The 22411-nt window shown below is 44.1% G+C and carries 20 protein-coding genes; 5 read left to right on the top strand and 15 right to left on the bottom strand.

What is annotated here, in order from left to right:
- The first annotated feature begins 109 nt into the window (after positions 1-109).
- Entirely contained in the window at positions 110-967 is an 858-nt protein-coding gene (locus GA693_RS04385; RefSeq protein WP_035363003.1) for an alpha/beta hydrolase family protein, read from the top strand.
- Positions 968-1065: 98 nt separating this feature from the next.
- Here the strand turns inward: GA693_RS04385 and GA693_RS04380 are convergent, their stop codons facing one another.
- Positions 1066-2586, bottom strand: coding sequence for a TerC family protein (locus GA693_RS04380; RefSeq protein WP_104488977.1), 1521 nt, complete (start codon positions 2584-2586; stop codon positions 1066-1068).
- A gap of 985 nt (positions 2587-3571) precedes the next feature.
- Between GA693_RS04380 and GA693_RS04375 the strand changes: the two genes are divergently transcribed.
- A complete protein-coding gene (locus GA693_RS04375; protein ID WP_005177561.1) occupies positions 3572-4036 on the top strand; it encodes a MarR family winged helix-turn-helix transcriptional regulator in 465 nt (154 codons plus the stop codon).
- Between the two features lie 23 nt (positions 4037-4059).
- Here the strand turns inward: GA693_RS04375 and GA693_RS04370 are convergent, their stop codons facing one another.
- Positions 4060-4728 carry an SOS response-associated peptidase gene (locus tag GA693_RS04370; protein ID WP_160241351.1) on the bottom strand — a complete coding sequence of 223 codons (669 nt, stop codon included), beginning with the start codon at positions 4726-4728 and terminating at the stop codon, positions 4060-4062.
- A 68-nt stretch (positions 4729-4796) separates the two neighbouring features.
- Positions 4797-6239 (bottom strand): aldehyde dehydrogenase family protein, encoded by a 1443-nt coding sequence (locus tag GA693_RS04365; protein WP_160241352.1) that lies wholly within the window; start codon positions 6237-6239, stop codon positions 4797-4799.
- Positions 6240-6420: 181 nt separating this feature from the next.
- Here GA693_RS04365 and GA693_RS04360 point away from each other — a divergent pair, with 181 nt between their 5' ends.
- Positions 6421-7725: an IS4 family transposase gene (locus GA693_RS04360; protein ID WP_160241679.1), complete on the top strand. Its 1305-nt coding sequence runs from the start codon at positions 6421-6423 to the stop codon at positions 7723-7725.
- A gap of 51 nt (positions 7726-7776) precedes the next feature.
- Here GA693_RS04360 and GA693_RS04355 read toward each other — a convergent pair whose 3' ends face one another.
- The 3 genes from GA693_RS04355 to GA693_RS04345 form a co-directional block, all read right to left on the bottom strand.
- Positions 7777-9942: a malate synthase G gene (locus GA693_RS04355; protein ID WP_160241353.1), complete on the bottom strand. Its 2166-nt coding sequence runs from the start codon at positions 9940-9942 to the stop codon at positions 7777-7779.
- Between the two features lie 379 nt (positions 9943-10321).
- Positions 10322-11476 (bottom strand): cell division protein ZapE, encoded by a 1155-nt coding sequence (zapE, locus tag GA693_RS04350; RefSeq protein ID WP_005177549.1) that lies wholly within the window; start codon positions 11474-11476, stop codon positions 10322-10324.
- Between the two features lie 83 nt (positions 11477-11559).
- Positions 11560-12567 carry an AraC family transcriptional regulator gene (locus GA693_RS04345; RefSeq protein WP_045795742.1) on the bottom strand — a complete coding sequence of 336 codons (1008 nt, stop codon included), beginning with the start codon at positions 12565-12567 and terminating at the stop codon, positions 11560-11562.
- A 157-nt stretch (positions 12568-12724) separates the two neighbouring features.
- Between GA693_RS04345 and GA693_RS04340 the strand changes: the two genes are divergently transcribed.
- Both GA693_RS04340 and GA693_RS04335 read left to right on the top strand, forming a co-directional pair.
- Complete coding sequence (locus GA693_RS04340) at positions 12725-14254, top strand: flavin-containing monooxygenase (protein WP_160241354.1); 1530 nt, start codon at positions 12725-12727, stop codon at positions 14252-14254.
- Between the two features lie 41 nt (positions 14255-14295).
- Positions 14296-15204, top strand: a complete 909-nt coding sequence (locus GA693_RS04335) for a lysine exporter LysO family protein (RefSeq protein WP_160241355.1) — start codon at positions 14296-14298, stop codon at positions 15202-15204.
- A gap of 69 nt (positions 15205-15273) precedes the next feature.
- Here the strand turns inward: GA693_RS04335 and pyrF are convergent, their stop codons facing one another.
- From pyrF to ung, 9 genes are all read right to left on the bottom strand, one after another.
- A complete protein-coding gene (pyrF, locus tag GA693_RS04330) occupies positions 15274-15954 on the bottom strand; it encodes an orotidine-5'-phosphate decarboxylase (protein ID WP_104488985.1) in 681 nt (226 codons plus the stop codon).
- Between the two features lie 245 nt (positions 15955-16199).
- Positions 16200-16565, bottom strand: coding sequence for a lipopolysaccharide assembly protein LapA domain-containing protein (locus tag GA693_RS04325; RefSeq protein ID WP_005177535.1), 366 nt, complete (start codon positions 16563-16565; stop codon positions 16200-16202).
- A 25-nt stretch (positions 16566-16590) separates the two neighbouring features.
- Entirely contained in the window at positions 16591-16896 is a 306-nt protein-coding gene (locus GA693_RS04320) for an integration host factor subunit beta (protein WP_005177533.1), read from the bottom strand.
- A 160-nt stretch (positions 16897-17056) separates the two neighbouring features.
- Positions 17057-18733 (bottom strand): 30S ribosomal protein S1, encoded by a 1677-nt coding sequence (gene rpsA, locus GA693_RS04315; RefSeq protein ID WP_005177527.1) that lies wholly within the window; start codon positions 18731-18733, stop codon positions 17057-17059.
- Between the two features lie 106 nt (positions 18734-18839).
- On the bottom strand, positions 18840-19523 hold the full coding sequence (cmk, locus tag GA693_RS04310; RefSeq protein WP_016658215.1) for a (d)CMP kinase: 684 nt from the start codon (positions 19521-19523) through the stop codon (positions 18840-18842).
- 27 nt (positions 19524-19550) lie between these two features.
- On the bottom strand, positions 19551-19982 hold the full coding sequence (locus GA693_RS04305; RefSeq protein ID WP_160241356.1) for an SRPBCC family protein: 432 nt from the start codon (positions 19980-19982) through the stop codon (positions 19551-19553).
- Between the two features lie 57 nt (positions 19983-20039).
- On the bottom strand, positions 20040-20561 hold the full coding sequence (tadA, locus tag GA693_RS04300) for a tRNA adenosine(34) deaminase TadA (protein ID WP_160241357.1): 522 nt from the start codon (positions 20559-20561) through the stop codon (positions 20040-20042).
- Between the two features lie 3 nt (positions 20562-20564).
- A complete protein-coding gene (locus GA693_RS04295) occupies positions 20565-21689 on the bottom strand; it encodes an enoyl-CoA hydratase/isomerase family protein (protein WP_005177517.1) in 1125 nt (374 codons plus the stop codon).
- Positions 21686-22399 (bottom strand): uracil-DNA glycosylase, encoded by a 714-nt coding sequence (ung, locus tag GA693_RS04290; protein ID WP_005177514.1) that lies wholly within the window; start codon positions 22397-22399, stop codon positions 21686-21688. The genes GA693_RS04295 and ung overlap by 4 nt, the downstream gene beginning before the upstream one ends.
- Positions 22400-22411: the final 12 nt, after the last annotated feature.

The following is a 22411-nucleotide window of genomic DNA, read 5'->3' as shown; positions in this document are numbered from 1 at the left end:
TGTCCTTATTTGAATTGCCTTACTGCATGACCCCGAAGTCAGAGATTGCAACTGCATTCACAGCAAACTCCTTTACATTAGAGTCATTCATTTTTTTAATGTTCATCCTATGACTTCGTTTGATCCCGTCCATATTACCTGCGCAGATGGCTATCAGCTGAGTGGGCGCTTCTACACCCATCAGGCTAAAAAGCAGCCTTACCCTGTCCTAATTTGTCCCGCGACTGGCATCACGCAAGGGTTTTATCATCCTTTTGCCGAGTGGTTAAGCCAGCAAGGTTATGACGTGCTCAGTTTTGATTTTCGCGGTATTGGCGGCTCTTTACAAGGGAAATTAAAGCACTCACAAGCCAGTATTGTCGATTGGGGCCAACTGGACATTGCAGCCGGTATCGAGCATCTATTGCAACTGAGCCAGGCCGAACAGGTGATTTTATTGGGACATAGTGCTGGCGGCCAGCTGCTGGGTATTTGCCCCAACCATGCCAAGGTGGCCAAAGTTGTAGCGGTATCGGGTTCGACCGGCCATGTCAAAGGCCTTAAAGGACGCACCAAACTACTGGCGCCACTAATGTTTCAGGTCATTTTCCCGATCGCCCGCATTACCCATGGATATGGCCCAACCCAGGCCATTGGTATGGGCGAAAATTTACCGAAAAATGTGGCCCGGCAATGGGCCGAGTTTTGTGGCAAACCCGGTTATGTGATCAATGCTATTGGTAAAAGTGTATTTGAAGATTTTCATGCTGACATCCGCAGCCCGATGAGCGTGCTCTGGAGTTCCGATGATGAAATTGCCACCGAAGCCAACGTCAAAGATTTACTGCGCCTCTATCCTAATGCTGCTACCCGAATGATTGAGCTAAAACCGCAGCAGTATGGCCACAAGGCAATTGGTCATATGCTGATGTTTAAACGCTCTCACCAGAACCTGTGGCCGGTGATTGCAGCTGAACTGCGTATCTAAAACTGTAACGCTCTTGAGAAAAATGAACTTTAGATAAATACCAGACATGAAAAAGCCCCACATCAGTGAGGCTTTTTTGATTTACCAACTTTTGGCAATTAAGCGTAGGTAATCATCACGGTTTTAATGCGGTTACCTTCCAGTTCGGTGACTTCAAAGTGTACACCCTGATAGTCCAGATGCGTACCGACTTGTACATCACCCTGGGTTTTATCCAAGATTAAGCCGGCAACACTAATATAGCCTGCATCTTCTTCCACCAGATCCAGCATACCCAGTTCCAGCTCAAGCTGATAAACGTCCAGCATACCGGTCGCTTTCCAGGTGGTCTCGTTAACACGGATTAAATCTGGCTGTTCATCGGCATCCGGGAACTCACCGGCAATCGCTTCAAACACATCCAGCGGCGAAATCAGACCTTGCACATTACCAAACTCGTCACTCACCAATACCAATGAACCTTTTGAAGTACGCAAAGTATTGATCGCATCAATGACTTTCATTTTTTCAAAAATGTAAATTGGACGGTGACGTTTCACCAGCGCCTTAAAGGCTTCTTCATCATCCAGCACATCCAGTAGCTCTTTGGCACGAACAATACTGATGACTTTGTCAAGGCTACCACGACACACCGGGAATAAACTGTGCGGTACCGACAATACCTGCTCACGAATCTGTTCTGGTGTATCTTCAATGTTCACCCAGGAAATCTGGTTACGCGGCGTCATAATCGACGCAACCGAACGTTCTGCCAGCGTTAATACGCCGCCAATCATATAACGCTCTTCATGCGCAAAGGTTTCTTGTGCTTCACTTGAATGCATGTCCGTAGTTTCAATACGGCCGCCCATTAACTTCAGAATCGAATCTGCAGTACGGTGACGCAGCGGAATTTTCGCTTCATGTTTTGCCGCATTACGCTGCCCAAACTGGTTAAAGGCTTCAATGGCAATGGCTACACCAATACCTGAATAGATATAACCTTTCGGAATGTGGAAACCAAAACCTTCTGCAATCAGGCTGATACCAATCAACAGCAGGAAGCTTAAACACAAGATTACCACGGTTGGATGACGGTTAACAAAGGCTGTTAGCGGTTTAGACGCCATTAACATGACCGCCATTGCTACAATCATGGCGGCCATCATCACATAGATGTTGTCGACCATACCAATTGCGGTAATAACAGAGTCTAAAGAGAATACGGCATCCAGGATTACGATCTGGGCAACCACTGCGGTGAAGCTGGCATAAACCACATTGGTGGTCACTTTAACTTCCGGCTTGCCTTCCATCTTCTCGTGCAATTCGGTCACGGCCTTATAGACCAAGAACAAACCACCGAACAGGAGAATCAGATCCCGCCCTGAGAATGTTAAATCAAATATCGAAATAAGCGGTTGAGTCAAGGTGACTAACCAAGAGATTGCGAATAATAACCCCAAACGCATGAGCAAGGCCAAAGACAAGCCAATCACACGGGCTTTATCACGCTGCTCAGGAGGTAATTTTTCTGCCAGAATGGCAATAAAGACTAGGTTATCAATACCTAGAACAATTTCTAAAATAATAAGTGTTATTAAACCAACCCAAATTCCCGGATCTAATAAAAACTCCATTAGTTCATCTCTCCGATAGGGTTAGCGTGTAATTCGAAATGTAGACCTGGGCCCGGCGACGGATCCATAAATTTAACCTTTTCAACTGTAGATAAAAACATTATGCATAATCTTCTATTTTTGTAATCATTTTTTCGGAATTTTTTTGGGGTAAATTCCTGTATTGGTTAAATTAAGCCAAGTTTCCTGCTTAAAAAAAGTACAAGTTTGTAATTAAATTTCAGGTTTTATTAAAATTACCACAGAGAGATAAATGACTACAATCAGAGCAAAAATCGGGGCTATATTTCACAACTCAAATATAAATGTTTGATTTTTATTATCTTATTAAATAAATCAATTCCAAGATGTTAATTTTCTATCTCAAGGACTCAAATTTCTAGTACTGAAATAAATGCAGCCCAGTTTTCAATTTGTTACTTTTACTTAAACAGCTTGAAAATAAGTCCTGAAGAAAGATAAGCAAGTCCCTGACTCAAATGCTTTACTCTTAACAGCATCATGATCATTTTCATGCAAAAATAACGGATAAAAATATATGACAATGCAACAAATATACGTTTATCAAAGTGCTTCGCGAGAAAGGTGTAACGCCCTATCAGTCGCTATTTCAAGCAGAAAAAAAACGGCCAATTAAGATCAAGTGAAAATGGTTGTTTTTTAGGAGACAAGACTTTGGGGTGTTTTGGGCTGAATAATTGCTGGATAAAACGCGCATCGTCATTACTCATACTTTAAAAATACGCATCTTTAAGATGAAATACTGAAGTTTACACAGAAGATTGTGACTATTTATCAGGACAAAAATAGGGATGATCTCTCCCTAACTATTCCGGTCTAAGCCAGCTAATCACCAGATAAAAACGCTTTGCCTCAGCCTTTTATTGACGAATACGATTAAAACGACTTGCTAAGCATATGACATTTCAAATAAAATGTGATGGGATTTCACACAAATACAATTAAAAATGCAAGGAATAACTAAATGACCAAGAAATATTCCAAATTTCTGCCTTCTACTGAAGACTTCAATATTGAGCAGTTTCCTTATTACTGGGTAACCCAAGTCCATGCTCAATATGTGTTAAATGTCGATCATGCACTCAAGAAATATGGGCTGGATAACTCACGCCGCCGTATTCTGATTGCGCTAAAAGCCAAACCGAATGCCAGCGTTTCCGACCTGTCAGACATGGTGGTATCAAAGATGTCGACCACCACCAAAATTGTCTATCGCCTGAAAGAAGAAGGCCTAGTGGAGACCTACTCCTGTGAAGATGATGCACGCATCACCCGGGTTATTCTGACCGATCAGGGCCATGCCATGACCGAAAAAATTAACGATCTGACCGGTGTGGTACTGGAACAGTCCTTTGAAGGCTTAACCCCACTACAGATTGAAAAAATGATGGACAGTTTGCGTCATATTTTTAATAACTTATCGCGTTAATCATCCAGCATTCTGCACACTGCTTATGACAAAGAATCGAAAAAGTTCAGTTGGGGACTAACTTTTTCGATTTTTATTTTTGGTACATGCGAGCATTCAAATTCTTCAACCGGAAAACCTTCGACAAAACGCTGAATATCCGGCTGAGTTTGGCCAAGCCATTCTTGTAAACGTGCATGTGGAATCACAATCACCGAACGTTTGACATTGCCCGGCTCATGAAAGTCTTTCATCATTGGGTGGTCGATCGCGTCCATGGTAATCATGGTGCAGGAACGAATAATCTCATCCTGAATTTTGCAAATTTCATATAAAGCCGCAATATAAAACGCCTGCCCATCTTTACGGCGCACGCCCCAGCGCTGCGGTTTATTGTCAATATATTTGGATTCATAAAACTCCGTTACCGGAATGACCCCAAACTTGCGTTTCAGCACCGCTTCCTGAAAGCTGGGTTTCTTTAACAGGGTTTCATTACGGGCATTATAGGTTTTATGGGCAATACTCTTATCTTCCGCCCACTTCGGCACCAGACCAAACATCACCTTACGCCATTCCAGTCCCTGTTCAGATTTGACCAGTAAAGGCAAGTGATAACCCGGATAGACCTCATCTTCATATTCAAAAGGAATATCCGGGAGATTTAAATCCTGTCGCTGTTGTGGCGTAAGCGGTTTAAAGTTGGCACACATGGAAATATGGCTGCTCAGTTTAGACAGCTCTATTATACGCCTTCAGGCGGTTAAGTTGCGCCTACGCTTTAACTAGGTAGCGTTAACCAGTGGGTGCGACAAAACTCTTCTAAGACCCATTGACCATTAAAACGCCCCAGACCGGAATTTTTCTCGCCACCAAAAGGTGCATTCGGATAATCGGCTACGGTAATGGCATTGATATGCGTCATCCCGACGTCAATCTTTAAAGCAAAAGCTTTGGCACGTTCAATATTGGCGCTACAGACCGCGCTCGATAAGCCAAAACGTGTGGCATTGGCCAGCATCAGTGCTTCAGCTTCATTTTGCGCTTTAATCACCGGCAGTACCGGCCCAAAACTTTCTTCTTGCGCCAGACTCGACGCCGGGTCAACATCAATAAAAATATGCGGTGGAATCACATGACCGCGCGTGGCACCTTGCAGTACCAGTGTCGCACCGGCCTCTTGTCCTTGCTGGATAATATGCTGAATCTTCTGCACCTGATCGCGGTTAATAATTGGGCCAATCACTGTAGTATCTTCATTCGGATCACCAAAAGGAATGCTTTTACTGCGTTCAACCAGTTTACCAACAAAACTGTCATGCACTTTTGCATCGACAATAATGCGATTGGTACTCATACAAATCTGACCCTGATGCAAAAAGCGCCCCATCACCGCCAGTTCTACCGCCAAGTCCAGATCGGCATCATCCAGCACCACCAAAGGTGCGTTTCCGCCCAGCTCCAGCGCCAGCCGTTTTAAATTGGGACTGCTCACTGCTAGCTGACCCACGCGCTTGCCCACTTCGGTAGAACCGGTAAAGGAAATCAGTTTCGGCACTTCATGTTCAACAAAATAATCACCAATTTCACTACCTGCACCTGCCAGCACACTAAGGCTGCCCATCGGAGCACCGGCTTCTTCAAACAGTTTAGCCAGTAGCAGGCCACCGGTAATTGGCGTATCACTGGCCGGTTTCAGTACCACAGTGTTGCCCAGCGCCAGTGCTGCAGCCACCGAACGCATACTTAAATGAAAAGGAAAATTCCATGGGCTAATTACCGCCACCACACCCAGCGGTTTACGTACCGCATAGCTTTGACGGGTCGGATCGGGAGATGGTAGTTCCTGAGTTAACATGCGCTCCGGGAAAGTCGAGCTTTCTTTTAAAATGCCTATTGCAGCATCGACTTCAATATTGGCTTTTAAACGGGTACTGCCCGACTCCTGAATCAGCCAGTCGATAATTTCCTCCCGACGCGCCTGAATAATCTCAATCACACGCAGCAGCAGATTTTTTCGTGCTTCGGCTGAACTGTCTGCCCACTTTGCGGCATACTCCAAAGCCGCCGCATAGGCACTGTCGACATCGACAATACTGGCACCTTGTAATTTTAAAATGCTTTCTTGGGTATAAGGATTCAGATTGTCCAGGATTCGGGTTGAAGTGCCCTTGATCCATTCACCGGCAATAAACTGTTGATCAAGAAATTGATACGCGCCCATAACATCTTCCAGATTTTGATGATTTCCTTCACTCTAAAAGGTCTGCACAGAAAGTTCTAGTGCTATTCGGTGTGTAATTATTGCCATAAAAAAAGCCTTCCGAAGAAGTAATGCCAGTCAGTTAAGCAAATATTAGTAAAATGTAGTAAAAATGAGTGTATGTAAATACGCTCATTTTTTTATGTCTTTATCTGAACATTTAGAATCCACTCTTGAACATGCTCTCCCATCACTTAGCCATTTTTGTGAACTTATTGACTTAAATTGGATTGAAACATCTCTGCATCAAACAGGTAAGGCATCGATCAGAAGGAGAAAATTACCTGCTGAGCACGTGGTTTGGCTTGTTCTTGGGCTTGCCTTGTTTCGCAATCAACCCATCAGCTATGTGGTAGAACAATTAAAACTCGTGTTTGGTACAACAGATTATTGTGTTCCTAGTGCAGCTGTCCAAGCTCGACAACGTTTAGGTCGAGAACCCTTAGCTGCCTTATTCTCCTTAATCAGCCAAGCATGGTTTGATGAATCACAACAACAATATTCAAGCTTTCAAGGTCTTAGTGTATGTGCTGTTGACGGGGTGGTTTGGTCTATGCCACTGACCAAGGAGAATTTTAATCATTTTGGCTCATCTAAAGGTAAAACTGCTGTAGCACCTTACCCACAAGTTAGAGCCACGTGTCTAGTGAATACCAATACTCATGAAATCATAGATGCCCAAATAGGCAGTATGGATCAAGGTGAACTCACATTAGCAAATCAATTATCTCCTCCAGCACAAAGTATTACTTTGTTTGATCGAGCTTATTTCTCTGCTGATTTTTTAATAGGCTGGCAAACACGTGGAGAATCAAGTCATTGGCTTATGCGAGCTAAAGATAATTTACGTTATGACATAATTAAACGGAATTCCCCACATGATTTTCATATCAGGATGCCAATATCAGCAAGAGCCAAAAAACTTAATCCAGCATTAGGAGATTACTGGGAAGCACGTTTAATTGAAGTTGAGCAGGCAGGAAAAATCAGACGTTACATTACTTCATTATTAGATTCAAAGACATACCCACTTATAGCCTTGGCAAAGTTATATGCTCAGCGTTGGGAAATTGAAATGTGTTACCGAGAAATTAAAAGCAATTTACAGGAAGGTAAGCACTTAAGGAGCAAACAGCCAGACTTAATTTATCAAGAATTATGGGGTGTCTTGATTGCTTATAATGTTCTAAGAAGACAAATGAAATATATGGCTCAACGTGCCAAAGTAAGCCCGTTGAGGATCAGTTTTCATATTGCATCTATTGCCCTTCTTAATTTACTCAGATTCGACTCTTTGGCTTCTGCAGGTAATCTACCCAAACATCTGGAAAGTTTAATGGAGAAATCTAATCGGTATGTTATACCTGAGAGACGGATGAGGAGTTACCCAAGAGTTGTAAAAGGAAAACCTCAAAAATACCCAAGAAAAAGCCAGTCAATCTCTTAACTGACTGGCATTATTCCGAAGAAGGCTTTTTTAGATCAGGCAAATTCAGGATTAGTCACCTGTATAGCCTTTTAATTTTAAACGTGCTGCGTGCAATAGCGGCTCGGTATAACCTGCTGGCTGCTCACCACCTTTAAAGATTAAGTCAGACGCAGCTTGGAATGCGATGTTGTTCTCAAAGTCGTTAGACATTGGCGTATATAATGGATCGTTAGCGTTTTGCTGATCCACAATTTTAGCCATACGCTGCATTACTTCCTCAACTTGCTCACGTGTCACGATACCGTGACGTAACCAGTTGGCAACGTGTTGTGAAGAAATACGTAACGTTGCACGGTCTTCCATCAAGCCAACATCGTTGATGTCTGGAACTTTAGAACAACCTACACCTAAATCTACCCAACGTACAACGTAACCCAAGATACCTTGACAGTTGTTTTCAAGCTCTTTAGTTTTTTCTTCGTCAGACCAGTTAGTGTCTTTCGCCAATGGCGGAGTTAACAAGTCATCTAAAGATAAAGGCTCAGTTGCCAACAATTCTTGTTGACGGTCTGCTACGTTCACTTGGTGATAGTGGATAGCGTGAATCACAGCACCTGTAGGTGATGGAACCCATGCACAGCTTGCACCCGCTTCAGGATGTTCAGTTTTGGTTTTGTACATGTCTAAAAGCATGTCTGGTTTTGGCCACATGCCTTTACCAATTTGTGCTTTACCACGTAAACCTGCTTTCAAACCAATCATCACGTTACGGTTTTCATACGCTGGGAACCAAATTTGACCTTTTACTTCGCCTTTACGAACGAATGGACCTGCTTCCATGAAGGTATGGATTTCGTCACCTGTACGGTCCATGAAACCAGTGTTAATGAAGATAGTACGGTCTTTAGCTTGAGCAATACAGTTTTTCAAGTTTACAGAAGTACGACGTTCTTCATCCATGATACCAATTTTTAAAGTCTTCGCAGGCAAGCCAAGTACTTGTTCAGCACGTTCAAACAATTCAACTGCAAATGCAACTTCATCTGGACCATGCATTTTTGGCTTCACGATGTACATAGAACCTTGACGTGAGTTCTTGATCGTGTTTTCACCGCGAATGTCAGCAAAAGTCAATAATGGAGTGATCAATGCGTCCATGATCCCTTCATAGATTTCTTGACCATCAACCAAAATTGCAGGGTTAGTCATTAAGTGACCTACGTTACGTAGTAACATTAATGAACGACCATGAACTTTAGTTTCACCGCCTTCTAGGTTTTTGAAAGTACGGTCAGCGTTCAATGTACGAGTCATGGTTTTGCCATTTTTCTCGATTGACTCTGATAAAGTACCTTTCATTAGACCTAACCAGTTACGGTAGCCTTCAACTTTTTCTTCAGCATCTACAGCTGCAATTGAGTCTTCCAAGTCTTGAATTGTCGTTACAGCAGCTTCAAGAACAACGTCTTTTACACCAGCTGCATCAGTTTGGCCAATTGGGCTGTTGGCATCAATCTGGATGATGACATGCAGGCCGTTATTTTTCAGCACAACTTCAGTTGGTGCAGCCGCTTCGCCGTTATAACCGACAAATTTAGCAGCATCTGCAACAGTCGTAGTTGAGCCATCTTTCAGGCTAACAACCAGTGCATTGCCTTCAACCGCATATTTTGTTGCATCTGCGTGTGAACCTTGCGCCAACGGGAAAGTTTCATCCAGGAAGTTTTTCGCGAATGCGATAACTTTCTCACCACGTTTCGGGTTATAGCCTTTGCCTTTTTCTGCGCCATCTTCTTCAGAGATTACGTCAAAGCCGTATAGTGCGTCGTATAGAGAACCCCAGCGTGCATTGGCTGCGTTCAGGCAGTAACGCGCATTACGTACAGGGACAACCAGCTGTGGGCCTGCCAGTAATGCAATTTCTTCATCTACATTTTCAGTCGTAATTTGAAAATCTTCTACTTCTGGTAATAAGTAGCCAATTTCAGACAAGAAAGCTTTGTAAGCTTCTAGTTCAAATGTGTTATTGCGATGCCATTCGTCAATCTTCGCTTGCAGATCATCACGTTTGGCAAGCAATGCCTTGTTCTTAGGCGTAAGGTCGACAACGACTTGCTCAAAGTTTTTCCAGTAGGTGTCACTGTCTAAACCAGAACCTGGTAATGCTTCATTTTCGATGAAATCGTAAAGTTCTTTAGCAATCGCTAACTTGCCTTTTTGAATACGTGCAGTCATTGTCTTTCCTGATATTGCTACTTTTTATACAAGAGATTCTAGTATACCGATTTATATTTGGCTGAATAGTATTATCACATTGCTAAATAGTGATCATTTTTTATTAAATAAATATTGCTATTTAAAAATAAAATAATCTTAGGATGTGACATTATCATTAAGCGAAATATATAACCTACAGTGTATAAAGTTTTTGAAATGTCGGAATTAGACTTAAGTTCAGAATTGTAAAGAAAATTCGGCACTTCAGCCCTTCCGGGTTTTATTATTAGCCAAGATTAAGCCATGAATTGAACAAAATGTCGATAAAAGCAGCAAAGATTTTTTGCTACAAAAAAAGCGCCCGGTTGGACGCTTTTTAAATATGTCGAATTCAGTATTAAGATGCTTCAGTCGATGCACCCGCAGCTGAAATCTGACGATGTGCTGCATGTAAATAATCATCTGACTGCATTTCCAGCAAACGTGAACGCGTCCGTTCAATTTCAAAGGCCAGTTTTTCACCTTGGTAAAGTTCAATAATCGAATCTTCTGAGGTTAATAGCAGCTTTACGCCACGATCATAAAACTCATCGACCAGATAAATAAAACGGCGTGTACCATCGGCCAGATAATCGGTTAAATGCGGCACATTACTGACCAGCACGGTATTGTACAGGTTGGCAATTTCAATATAGTCAGCCGGGCTACGCGGTTTCAGGCACATTTCCGAGAATTCACACCACAACACATCTTCAGTATGCGCCACCGTTTCAATTAAACGGTTGTTGATGGTAATGGGCTCATCCGAATGGGTTTGGGTATGAGTCAGCGCATCAAAACGCTGCGCCATCCAGACATTATGGTCATGCGTCAGCGGTGATTTAAACAGTTGCGCCTGTTTTAACACGCGTAAACGGTAATCCACTCCTGCATCGACATTTAAAATGGCACAGTTCTTTTTCACCATTTCAATGGTTGGAATAAAGCGGTCACGGTGAATACCATTTTTATACAAGCCATCTGGCGCGATGTTTGAGGTAGCCACCAAAGTAATACCGCGATTAAACAGCTTCTGGAACAGGTCGCTGAGAATCATGGCATCAGTCACGTTAGATACAAAGAATTCATCAAAACAGATGATCACCGCATCTTTATAAATCTGGTCAGCCACTGTATCGAGCGGGTTACGCTGCCCTGACAGTTTGTTCAGTTCACGATGCACATGCTGCATAAAGTGATGGAAGTGCATACGGATTTTGCGGCGAAACGGAATTGATTCATAGAACTGGTCCATCAGCCAGGTTTTACCGCGTCCAACCCCGCCCCACATATACACACCGCGCGGGGATGTCTGACGACGAAAACGGCGAAAGGCCTTTTTCGAGGCTTTATAACGCTGAATTAACTCTTGCCACACCCGATCCAGCTCGTGTACCGCTTCGGCCTGTGCTTCATCTGGCATGAACTGCCCCGACGCCAACGCCTGTGCATAGCGTTCTGCCGGAGACAATGGAGTATATGCTGTGTTGTGGGATGAGTTGAAGTCAGACATATTATTCAGTACTTTTGGGGTTAATAAATGATAACGAAGATAACCGCCGCACAATATACCACTTTGGGTTTAAAATGCTTAGGCTATTTCCCATACTGGCGCGGACTTTGTCCAAACCAGCGTTTAAAGGCATGATTAAAAGCTGCAGGTTCTGAATAACCCAGTAACTCTGCAATCATTTCAATTGAATAAGCTTGATATTCAATTAATCTCAATGCCTTGTCTTTAATTAAATCTTCACGAATCTGTTTATAACTGGTGTTCAACTGCTGCAACTGATGCCGCAAGGTACGTTCTGGAATCTGTAAGGCCTGCGCAGTTTCTGCCATAGTCGGCATCACGCCCTGCTGCAATTCCAGATAATCTTTGACCCGCTGCACCAAGGTCGGTGCCTGATCTTCCAGTTTTAAGCGCCGCAGCTCTTCAATACACTTTTCTTCAAAGGTCTTAAAGGTAATTGAATCGGCGGATGGAATTTTCACTTCCAGCACCGACTGCTCGAACCAGAACGCTGCATGGTCATGGCCAAAACACAAGTCATGACCATAATAGTCATGATAAGCCGCCAGGGCCTGTGCCTGATCTGGACGTGCAAATGGCAGTTCAATACGGATTTGCGGCACATTCAGGCTCATCATCTTGTAAAGATCCTGAATAAACTTGAAAGTCCCGGAAATTTCACATTGTGCCCGCAGCATACCCAAATCGCTATCCAGATCATTCGGCAGATATTGCAGCGCCACCCGATCTGCTTCATGTTTCAGCTTTAGCTGCCCGGTCAGATGAGTCAGCCCCTGATACTGAATGCCTTTTTCAATCGCGGTCGCAATAGTGTCAGAGGTCACCAGTAACATCAGCAAGGGACCATAACCGGCCAGTGCATAATGCTGGCCAATAAAAATACCCTGCTCAGGTCGCACCCCGGCGCCAATAATCTTCAGAATATCCAGTTCCAGTCGCGGATGAATCACCGAACTGGCATCCAGTGCATCTGCATGCAGCCCGATACTTTGCAAACGCTCGTCCACATCAATTCCGGCATTTCGCATACCTTGAATTAAGTACATGAGACCGAGAATGGATCGTTTCATAGGGGCGCTTGAGTCACGTCTGTGTATCTGTTTTACTATATCATTCACTATTTTTAAATTGCCGAAAATATCAATTTTTTTGTCAGTGCTATCATGGCATCTGCACTGACCCGCTTATATGCTAATCATAGAAATAAAAAGAAAAGGATATACAACTATGCATGATGCATTGTCAAATCATGATTTTTCTACAAATCATGCCGTTCAAAAAACTAAAATTGCCATTATTGGTGCCGGTTTTGGTGGCTTGGCGATGGCCATTCGCCTGCTGCAGCAACAGATCACCGATTTTATTATTCTGGAAAAAGCCAATGAGGTTGGTGGCACCTGGCGGGAAAATCAGTATCCGGGTGCGGCCTGTGATGTGCAATCGCATATGTATTCCTTGTCATTTGCGCCCAAAACCGACTGGTCAAAACGCTATGCCGAAGCGCCAGAGATTTTTGCCTATATTCAGGGCCTGACCGATCAGTTCCAGCTCAGAGATTATTGCCAGTTTCAGACTGAAGTCCTGTCTGCGCATTATCAGGAACAGGACTGCGAATGGCATTTACAGCTCAATCAGCAGCGCAAGCTAATTGCCCAATACGTGGTATTTGCCTCCGGACCCTTGCATGTGCCGCAAATTCCACATATTCCGGGGATCGAAAAATTTAAAGGCAAGGTCTTTCATTCATCGCAGTGGGATCATCAATACGACTTAAACGGTAAAAATGTCGCCTCAATTGGTACTGGCGGCAGTGCCATTCAATATATTCCGGAAATTGCCCCACAAACCAGACAGCTGTATGTGTTTCAGCGTACCGCCGCCTGGGTGATTCCACGCGATGAACGACTCTATAGCCAGCTTGAAAAAAAGCTGTTTAAAAAGTTTGACTGGTTTAGAAAACTGCACCGCGCCCGCCTGTACTGGTCCAATGAATCCCGCGTGGTGCCGATTGTAAAACCAGGGGTAATGAAATATACCCAGAAACTGGCCGAAGCCTTTTTAAAATATCAGGTCAAGGACAAACGCATCGCCGCCAAGCTGATTCCTGACTATATTATGGGTTGTAAACGTATTCTGGTCTCCAATAAATATTATCCGACCTTTAATCGCACCAATGTCGAACTGGTGACTGATGCCATTCAGGAGCTGACTGAACACAGCATCATCACCAAAGATGGCAAAGAACGCCCAATTGATTGTCTGATTTATGGCACCGGTTTTATTACCGATCCGCGCATTTATCTGAAATCGTTTGATTGTGTCGGTGAACATGGCGTGGAGCTGAAACAGGCCTGGAAAGATGGCGCCGAAAGTTATTATGGCATTTGCACCAAAGGCTTTCCCAACCTGTTCCAGCTGCTAGGCCCCAATACCGTGCTGGCGCATAATTCCGTAGTGTTTATGATTGAGGCACAGGTTGACTATATTTTGCAGATGATCAAGCTGGTCGAACGTACCCAGACCGATGCCATAGTCATTAAAGATCAGGTTCATGATGACTATAACCGTTATGTTCAGGAGATGCTGGCCGGGACCATCTGGCAATCCGGTTGTGTCAGCTGGTATCAGCAAGATGGCGGTAAAAACTTTGCCCTCTGGCCGACCTATACCTGGAAATACTGGTTAAAAACCCAGAAAGTGAATCCGGCTGATTATCGCTTACTGAATAAACGTGCAAAACAACAGCTGGCCAGCTAATTCAGGCATAATAAGCAGGAATTGATTTTAGGCGAGTATAGATGCAATCCTTTTGGCTTATTTTCCAGCTACTATTTTGTCTCTATCTCGGCTATGCCTTTGCAGCCCGGTTTCCCCGCTGGCTGCAACAGCTTATGCTGAAACTGTTACCTTATTTCAGCTATATTCTACTGATCGCCATTTCACTTGAATTTGCCCAGACTTTAAACCAAACCCCTCAACCGGAACGTATTTTAACCAGCGCAATGCTGATTTCATTTAGCACCAGTCTCGGCGCTTTCGCCTGCTGTTATGGCCTGTTTAAATGGGCCGGTTTTCAGCCCAGCCAAGGACGCGTATCCTTCAGTCTGGTACTACAATCCTTACTCAATATCAGTTATGCCTTCATTGCTTTAGCCGCTGGTTATCTGCTTTATCTGGGCAGTGAATATTGGCAGCTCAATTTACATATTAGTACCTGGCATTTATTACTGGTCTTTATGCTAATGATTGGTTTTGATCTCGCACGTGCGCCACTTGGCCACTCCTGGTTAAACTGGAACATCCTGCTGGTGCCAGTGGGCTGTATTGTTGGCTCGATTTTAGGGGCGCTGTTCTGCTTATTCTGGCTATCACACATTTCCCTAAAAGATCTGATCATGCTGTCGCAAGGCTATGGCTTTTATTCCATGAGCGGGATTGTAATTAGTGAACTGCGTACAGCTGAACTGGGCAGTATTGCCCTGATGAATGATTTATTCCGCGAAATCTTTGCGATTGTGCTGATGTATCTGATTGGTTGGCGTTATCCGCGTGCGGCCATTTCTTCTGCCGGCGCTACAGCGATGGATGTGACCTTACCAATGGTGAAACAGGCCTGTGGCAATGACTTTATTCCGCATGCCATGGTCAGTGGTTTTGTGTTGTCAGTATTGGCACCTATCGTGGTCAGTATTCTGGCAGTGATTTAGATTTAACCTCTTCCAACCTCCCTTTACAAAGGGAGGAGTCCCCCTTTGGAAAAGGGGGGTTTAGGGAGATTACAACGTCGCTAGAATATCTTTAAGCATTTGACGAGGATGTTCCGCCTTGGTAATTGGGCGACCAATCACCAGATGTGTAGAACCATCCAGCATCGCCTGTTTAGGCGTGACGATACGCTTCTGGTCATCTGCAGCTGAACCTTCAGGGCGAATCCCCGGCGTTACCAGAGCAAACTCCTGACCCAAGCTGTCACGCAGCATCTTGGCTTCTTGCGCTGAACAAACCACACCATCTAAACCACTGTCTTTGGTTAAGGCAGCTAAACGCTTCACCTGTTCAAATGGCTCAATATCTAAACCGATATCACGTAAATCTTCACGACCCATTGAGGTCAAAACAGTCACAGCAATAAGCTGGGTATTGTAATTCCCTGCTTTTAAGCGCTCTACACAGGTTTCCATCATTTTTCGGCCGCCAGAGGCATGCACATTCACCATCCACACCCCTAAGTCTGCTGCCGCACATACAGCCTGAGCCGTGGTATTAGGAATATCGTGGAATTTCAAATCCAGAAAAACTTCAAAGCCTTTATCTTGCAGTGCTTTGACCACTGCTGGCCCTTCATGGGTAAACAGCTCTTTACCGACCTTAACCCGACATAAGGCTGGGTCTAGCTGCTCGGCAATTGTCATTGCGTCGTAATGACTTTTTGCATCTAAAGCAACGATAATACTCATGAGAAGACCCTTAAAACTGACAAAATTAAAGCATTATACGAATTTCAAATCTGGCAACCAAGTGAATTTTATTGAATATAAGCAAAGCAGTTAAATTAAACTGCTTATTTATAAAACCTTATAGAACAAACTAAGCGTTTCAAAACATGGCTGTATAAAAAAACGCTTAAGAGATCAGCTCTTAAGCGTTAAATATTTCAAGTTGCAGACCTCAAAAAAGCCATTCAACTTTATTCAAGCGTCCACTATAAAGGTGTAGATGAACGATCATTCGGATGAATATCGACTACCGTTTTTTCATGGCGCGTATTTGCAGCTGCCTCAGCCGCTGCCAACTGTGCCGTATGAATTTGCTCTTTGCGCAGATGGTCAATATCTTTACGCAGTCGCTTGATTTCCCAGCTGGTCTGGAATACGCGGAAAATCTGCACACCCAGTAAAAGTCCAACAACAACACCCAATGCCAGGGTCAGTAATAACAACAACCCCAAACGCATGGCTGGAACTTGAGTGAACAAAAGGTCAACCGACAGCTCGGTCCCGTTTTGTAAAACCAGAGCCAATGAATAGCCAAACAGTACAATCAATAATGCGACTAAGACGTAACGCATAAACACACCTCAGGATATAAATTAATTATTTCTCTGCAGATGCGTTCACTGCATCGCGCAATGCTTTACCTGGTTTGAAATGAGGTACCGCTTTTGCCGCCACTTTAACTGACTTGCCCGTTTTCGGGTTACGACCTACACGTGGCTCACGATGATGCAATGCAAAGCTACCAAATCCACGAATTTCAATTCGGTTATCTGCAGACAGTGATTCAATCATTTGATCAATCATAATCTTAACAGCTTCTTCAACTAAAGGTTCCGCTAAATGTGGATTTTTTAGGGAAATTCGCTCTATTAAGTCAGACTTATTAAGTGCTTCAGTAGTCATCTGCGACCTCTTTAATTATCAAGCTACTTTAACTTAAAACCGATAATAACCTGTTTAAATACAAAACGGTAGCGCAATAAGTTAATACTACGCTACCGTTTACAGTATTTGTGTAAAAAGTAAGATTTAAATTACATTAATCATACTTTTCCACGGCTACTTAGTGGTTCATCTGAGCTTTGATCAGATCACCAATAGTCTTAGGACCATTGTCTTGAGAAGCTGTTGCTTGACGTAAGTTAGCTACTGCTTCTTTCTCTTCAGCTTCGTCTTTCGCTTTGATAGACAAGTTGATAGAGCGAGACTTACGGTCAACGTTGATGATTTTCGCTTCAACTTCTTGACCAACTTCTAAGAACTTAGTTGCATCTTCAACGCGATCACGGTTGATTTCAGATGCTTTCAGAGTTGCTTCAACTTCGTCAGCTAACTTAACAGTCGCGCCTTTCGCGTCAACTGCAGTTACAGTACCTTTAACCAGCGCACCGCGTTCGTTAGCAGCCAAGAAATCGTTGAATGGATCGCTGTTCAATTGCTTGATACCAAGGCTGATACGGTTGCCTTCAGCGTCTACAGACAGGATAACCGCTTCAACAGTGTCACCTTTCTTGTAACGACGAATCGCTTCTTCGCCTTGTTCGTTCCAAGAGATGTCAGACAAGTGAACTAGACCATCGATACCGCCTGGTAAACCGATGAAGATACCGAAGTCAGTGATTGACTTGATTGTACCTGAAACTTTTTCACCTTTATCGTGGTTCTTAGCAAACTCTTCCCATGGGTTAGCACGAGTTTGTTTGATACCAAGAGAAATACGACGACGCTCTTCATCAACTTCAAGAACCATAACGTCAACTTCGTCACCGATCTGAACAACTTTAGATGGGTGGATGTTTTTGTTTGTGTGGTCCATTTCTGAAACGTGTACTAAGCCTTCAACGCCTTCAGCGATTTCAGCGAAGCAACCGTAGTCAGTTAAGTTAGTTACGCGAGCTTTAACGATAGAACCTTTAGGATAACGGCTCATGATCGCTAACCATGGATCTTCGCCTAATTGTTTCAGGCCTAAAGATACGCGGTTACGTTCTTTGTCAAACTTAAGTACTTTAACAGTAACTTCTTGACCAACTTCAACAACTTCTGATGGGTGCTTGATACGTTTCCAAGCCATGTCAGTGATGTGAAGAAGACCGTCGATACCGCCAAGGTCAACGAACGCGCCGTAATCAGTAAGGTTCTTGATCGTACCTGTAACTGTTTGACCTTCTTCAAGCTGAGCAAGAAGCGCTTCACGGTCAGCTGAAGATTCAGCTTCCATAACAGCACGACGAGAAACAACAACGTTGTTACGTTTAGCGTCAAGCTTGATAACTTTGAATTCTAACTCTTTACCTTCAAGGTGAGTTGTGTCACGGATAGGACGAGTGTCTACCAAAGAACCTGGTAAGAACGCACGAACTGGACCGATGTCAACAGTGAAACCGCCTTTAACTTTACCAGAGATAACACCAGTAACGATTTCGCCGTCTTCAAAGATTTTTTCAAGTTTAGTCCAAGTTTCAGCACGTTTCGCTTTTTCACGTGATAAAACTGTTTGACCCATACCGTTGTCGAGAGCTTCAACAACAACATCAACAGTATCACCAACTTGAACTTCAAGTTCACGTTGTTCATTTAAGAATTCAGCACGGTCAACAATACCTTCAGATTTAAGGCCAGTGTCAACTGTTACCCAATCAGAGTCGATGCTTACTACAACGCCTTGGATGACAGCACCCTTTTCAACGTTGAGGTTTAATTCGCTTTCTTCAAAGAGGGCTGCAAAAGATTCGGTCATGATATTTCCGATAAAGTCAGCGGTCTTGGATCAGACAAGGCCGGTTTAGTTAAGCGTTTACATAGTCCGTATAAAACTGATCAAGCTATGCATTCGCTGAATAAATTTAGTTTGCTAACTGCTGATCGACATAACGTGTCATCAGTTGAAAGACTTCATCGATGTTCAAATCTGAACTGTCAATGATGTAAGCATCAACCGCTGGCTTGAGTGGAGCAACTTCGCGCTCCATATCTCGTTTGTCGCGAGCTTCGATATTAGCTAAAATGTCGTTTATTTTAGCATCCAGCCCCATACCCTGCAACTGTTTTACACGTCTTTGCGCGCGCGACTCTGCCGATGCAGTCAGATAAATTTTGGCTTGTGCTTCAGGAAAAATGGAGGTGGCCATGTCACGACCATCGGCTACCAGCCCCGGCGCCTGGGCAAAAGCACGCTGACGGGCCAACAATGCCGTTCTAAGTTCCGGAATTGCTGCTACTTTTGAAGCATATTCTCCGACACGTTCGGTACGGATGGTCTGGCTGACATCTTCGCCATCCAGCATGACCTGAGTGCCGGTTGCTGTGCTCTGAAATTTGATGTCTAAATTTGTTGCAATTTCGATGCATTTGCTTAGTTCGTTACTCAGACTTTCCAGCAAATCTGCCTTATGCAATGACAGCCCAAGCAGACGATACAGCGCGCCTGAATCCAGCAAGTGAAATTGATAATGTGCAGCCAGTTTGGCGGCAAGCGTACCTTTACCTGAGCCACTTGGCCCATCAATGGTAATAATTTGAACTGTCATTGCGTTTCCAGACATATTTACAGATTTTTATACAGATTTAGCCAGTTTACTTAAACCGATTTTAATTGCAGTTTTCAACTGGGCAAGAATGAGTTTACTGACAAAAGGCGCGCGTGCCTGCAGCTCAATCCGGTAGGTCACCAGGGTTTTATCTTCTGCCACAGGCTCAAATTCAATCACGCCCAAATGATGTTTCACCAACGGATTTTTAATAATTTTATATTCAATCCGCTGATTTGACTCGAGCACCGTAATCTGCTCCTGCAAAGGCTTAACCGGGCCAAAACCCATCCGGCGCACTGAACCCACACCATCCGGGCGTTCAGGATCAGCGGAATCCTTGACACGCTTAACCTGTAAAGGTGCAAAAGCGGTGTTATAGGTGGCATGTTTCGACATTAATTCAAATACCTGTGCTACAGGCGCATTAAATTCTTTTTTAATTTGAATAGCGTTCATTTTATTGTTCCTAAAGGGATTCAATCACGTACACGGCTTAGTGTAGAGGAAAATGCTTTAAAGATTCTGATCATTTAAGGACTTTTGTTGTAATTTTTGCTGTCTTTTCTGCTCACGACGCAGCTTGAAAAAATCGCTCAACTGGGCTGCACACTGGGTTTGCAAACAGCCCGCTTCAAATTCAAACAGATGATTATAATAGCCGCTGTCCAGCAATTGGCGTGCACTAACCAGAGAACCAGCTTTCGGCTCGGTGGTGCCAAATACTACCCGTTTTACCCGGGCATGAATCAGTGCACCCACACACATGGTACACGGCTCTAGCGTAACATAGAGCGTGGTATCTTCCGGCAAGCGATAATTTTCAATGTGGCTACAGGCCTGACGAATCGCCAGAATTTCAGCATGCGCAGTAGGATCATTCAGGGAAATGGGCGCATTATAGCCCGACCCAATAATCTGGTTCTGACTGACTAAAATTGCCCCGACAGGAATTTCTCCCTGCGAGGCCGCTAATGCAGCCTGCTCAAAAGCACGCTGCATCCAGTATTCATCAGAATAAGCTTCTACATCAGACATAAATCAGCTGATAACACCATGACGTTTCAGTAGATCATTCCAGCTTTGAATTGAAGTCACTGGTGGATCATCAGCCAGAATACCTTTCAGACTGCGATCAGCGCCCTGCTTCCACTCTGGAGATAAATCCTTATCGACCAGACGGGCACGCACACCCTCAACAAAGTCAGGATGATTGATTTTCCAGGCCGAAATCTGGGTTTCCAGCTCAAACACTTCATTCCATGAATGCACCTGCTTGCCCCATTGCCATAATAACCAGCTTAGGGCTGCAGTTGTCAGTGAACCTTTTTGCAGGTTTTCACTGGCCTGACGCAACCAGTCACTACGCGCATCACTTAGACCGACAATTGCTTCATAGTCATGTTCAAAGTTGACTCCACGACACACGCTATGAATCACATCTAACGAGTTCTGTAATGGTCCTGGTCCAACCGGACGATGCATACTGTTCAAGGTATCATCAATTGCACGGAAATCCCCGGCCGGATAATGATCCCAGTCAATATTGATCATCCGGTCCAGCACCACGTCACGTGCGACATCACAGATATGCGTGGCCCAGCCAATTCCGTAAGCACCGGCGGCAGTCATAATCGAACCGGTTAAACCAGTGAACAGACCAATAGCACCCCGATCTGCCAGGAAGCGCGATGCACCTACATCTGGATAAAGACCGATATTAATTTCCGGCATTGCCAGACGTGAATGCGGGGTTACCAGACGGAACGGCGCTGCCATAAACAGACCCAAACCACCGCCCATCACATAACCTTCACCCCAGACCAGAACCGGTTTGGCATAGTTATGCAGCAACAAATCCAGCGCATATTCCTGTTCAAAGAATTTATTGGCGGCCTCAACTTCGTCATTAATCACCAGTTGACGCAGTTTGCGCACATCGCCACCGGCACAGAAGGCTTTTGGTGTAGTGGAATCGAGCCAAATGGCTTTCACCTGCTCATCCGTATGAAAGTCCTGAAAGACTTCCAGTAAAGCAGTCACGATAGATTCATCCAGTGCATGCAACGACTTTGGACGGTTCAAACGAACAATACGCCAGCCATTTTGTGCTTCTTCAACAATTAAATCGGGATGATACTGTTTCAATACGGGAGTTTGTGTCATGCGTCCAGCTGCCAGTCTATAGGCTCAATGCCATGTTGTTTCAGGTAATTATTTGTTTTTGAAAACACTTTACATCCAAAAAAACCACCACGGTTTGCCGCCAGCGGCGACGGATGTGCGGCTTTCAAGATTAAGTGTTTATTCGGATCAATGCGTTGTCCCTTACGCTGTGCATAGGCACCCCATAAAATGAACACAATATGCTCACGCTGTTCATTTAGGACATCAATCACATGATCTGTAAATTCTTCCCAGCCCCGCTTCTGATGCGATGTTGGCTGTGCAGCCTCAACAGTCAGGACACTGTTTAACAGCAGCACACCCTGTTCCGCCCAACGGGTTAAATCGCCATGCTTGGGAATATCTAGCCCCAAGTCGGTATGTAACTCATGGAAAATATTACGTAAAGATGGCGGTAATGCAACCCCTCTCTGCACAGAAAAGCTCAGGCCATGTGCCTGATTCGGACCATGATAAGGATCTTGGCCCAGAATAACGACTTTGACCTGCTCTAGCGGCGTGGTATTTAGTGCATTAAAAATTAAGCCACTTGGTGGATAAATCACTTTATTGGCTTGTTTTTCTTCGAGTAGGAATGCTTTTAAGGCATCCATTTTCTCACCCAGCAAAAAATCGCTCAGGGCATATTTCCAGCTCGCATCTAACTGAACCTTCTCCAGTTTCGCGTGTTGCTGTTCAGTTAAAGACATACCTGTATTAAA

Source organism: Acinetobacter indicus (assembly GCF_009914475.1).
Classification (GTDB): Bacteria; Pseudomonadota; Gammaproteobacteria; order Pseudomonadales; family Moraxellaceae; genus Acinetobacter; species Acinetobacter indicus.
Note: the sequence above shows the minus strand (reverse complement) of the source record. Positions and strands in the feature narration are given on the sequence as shown.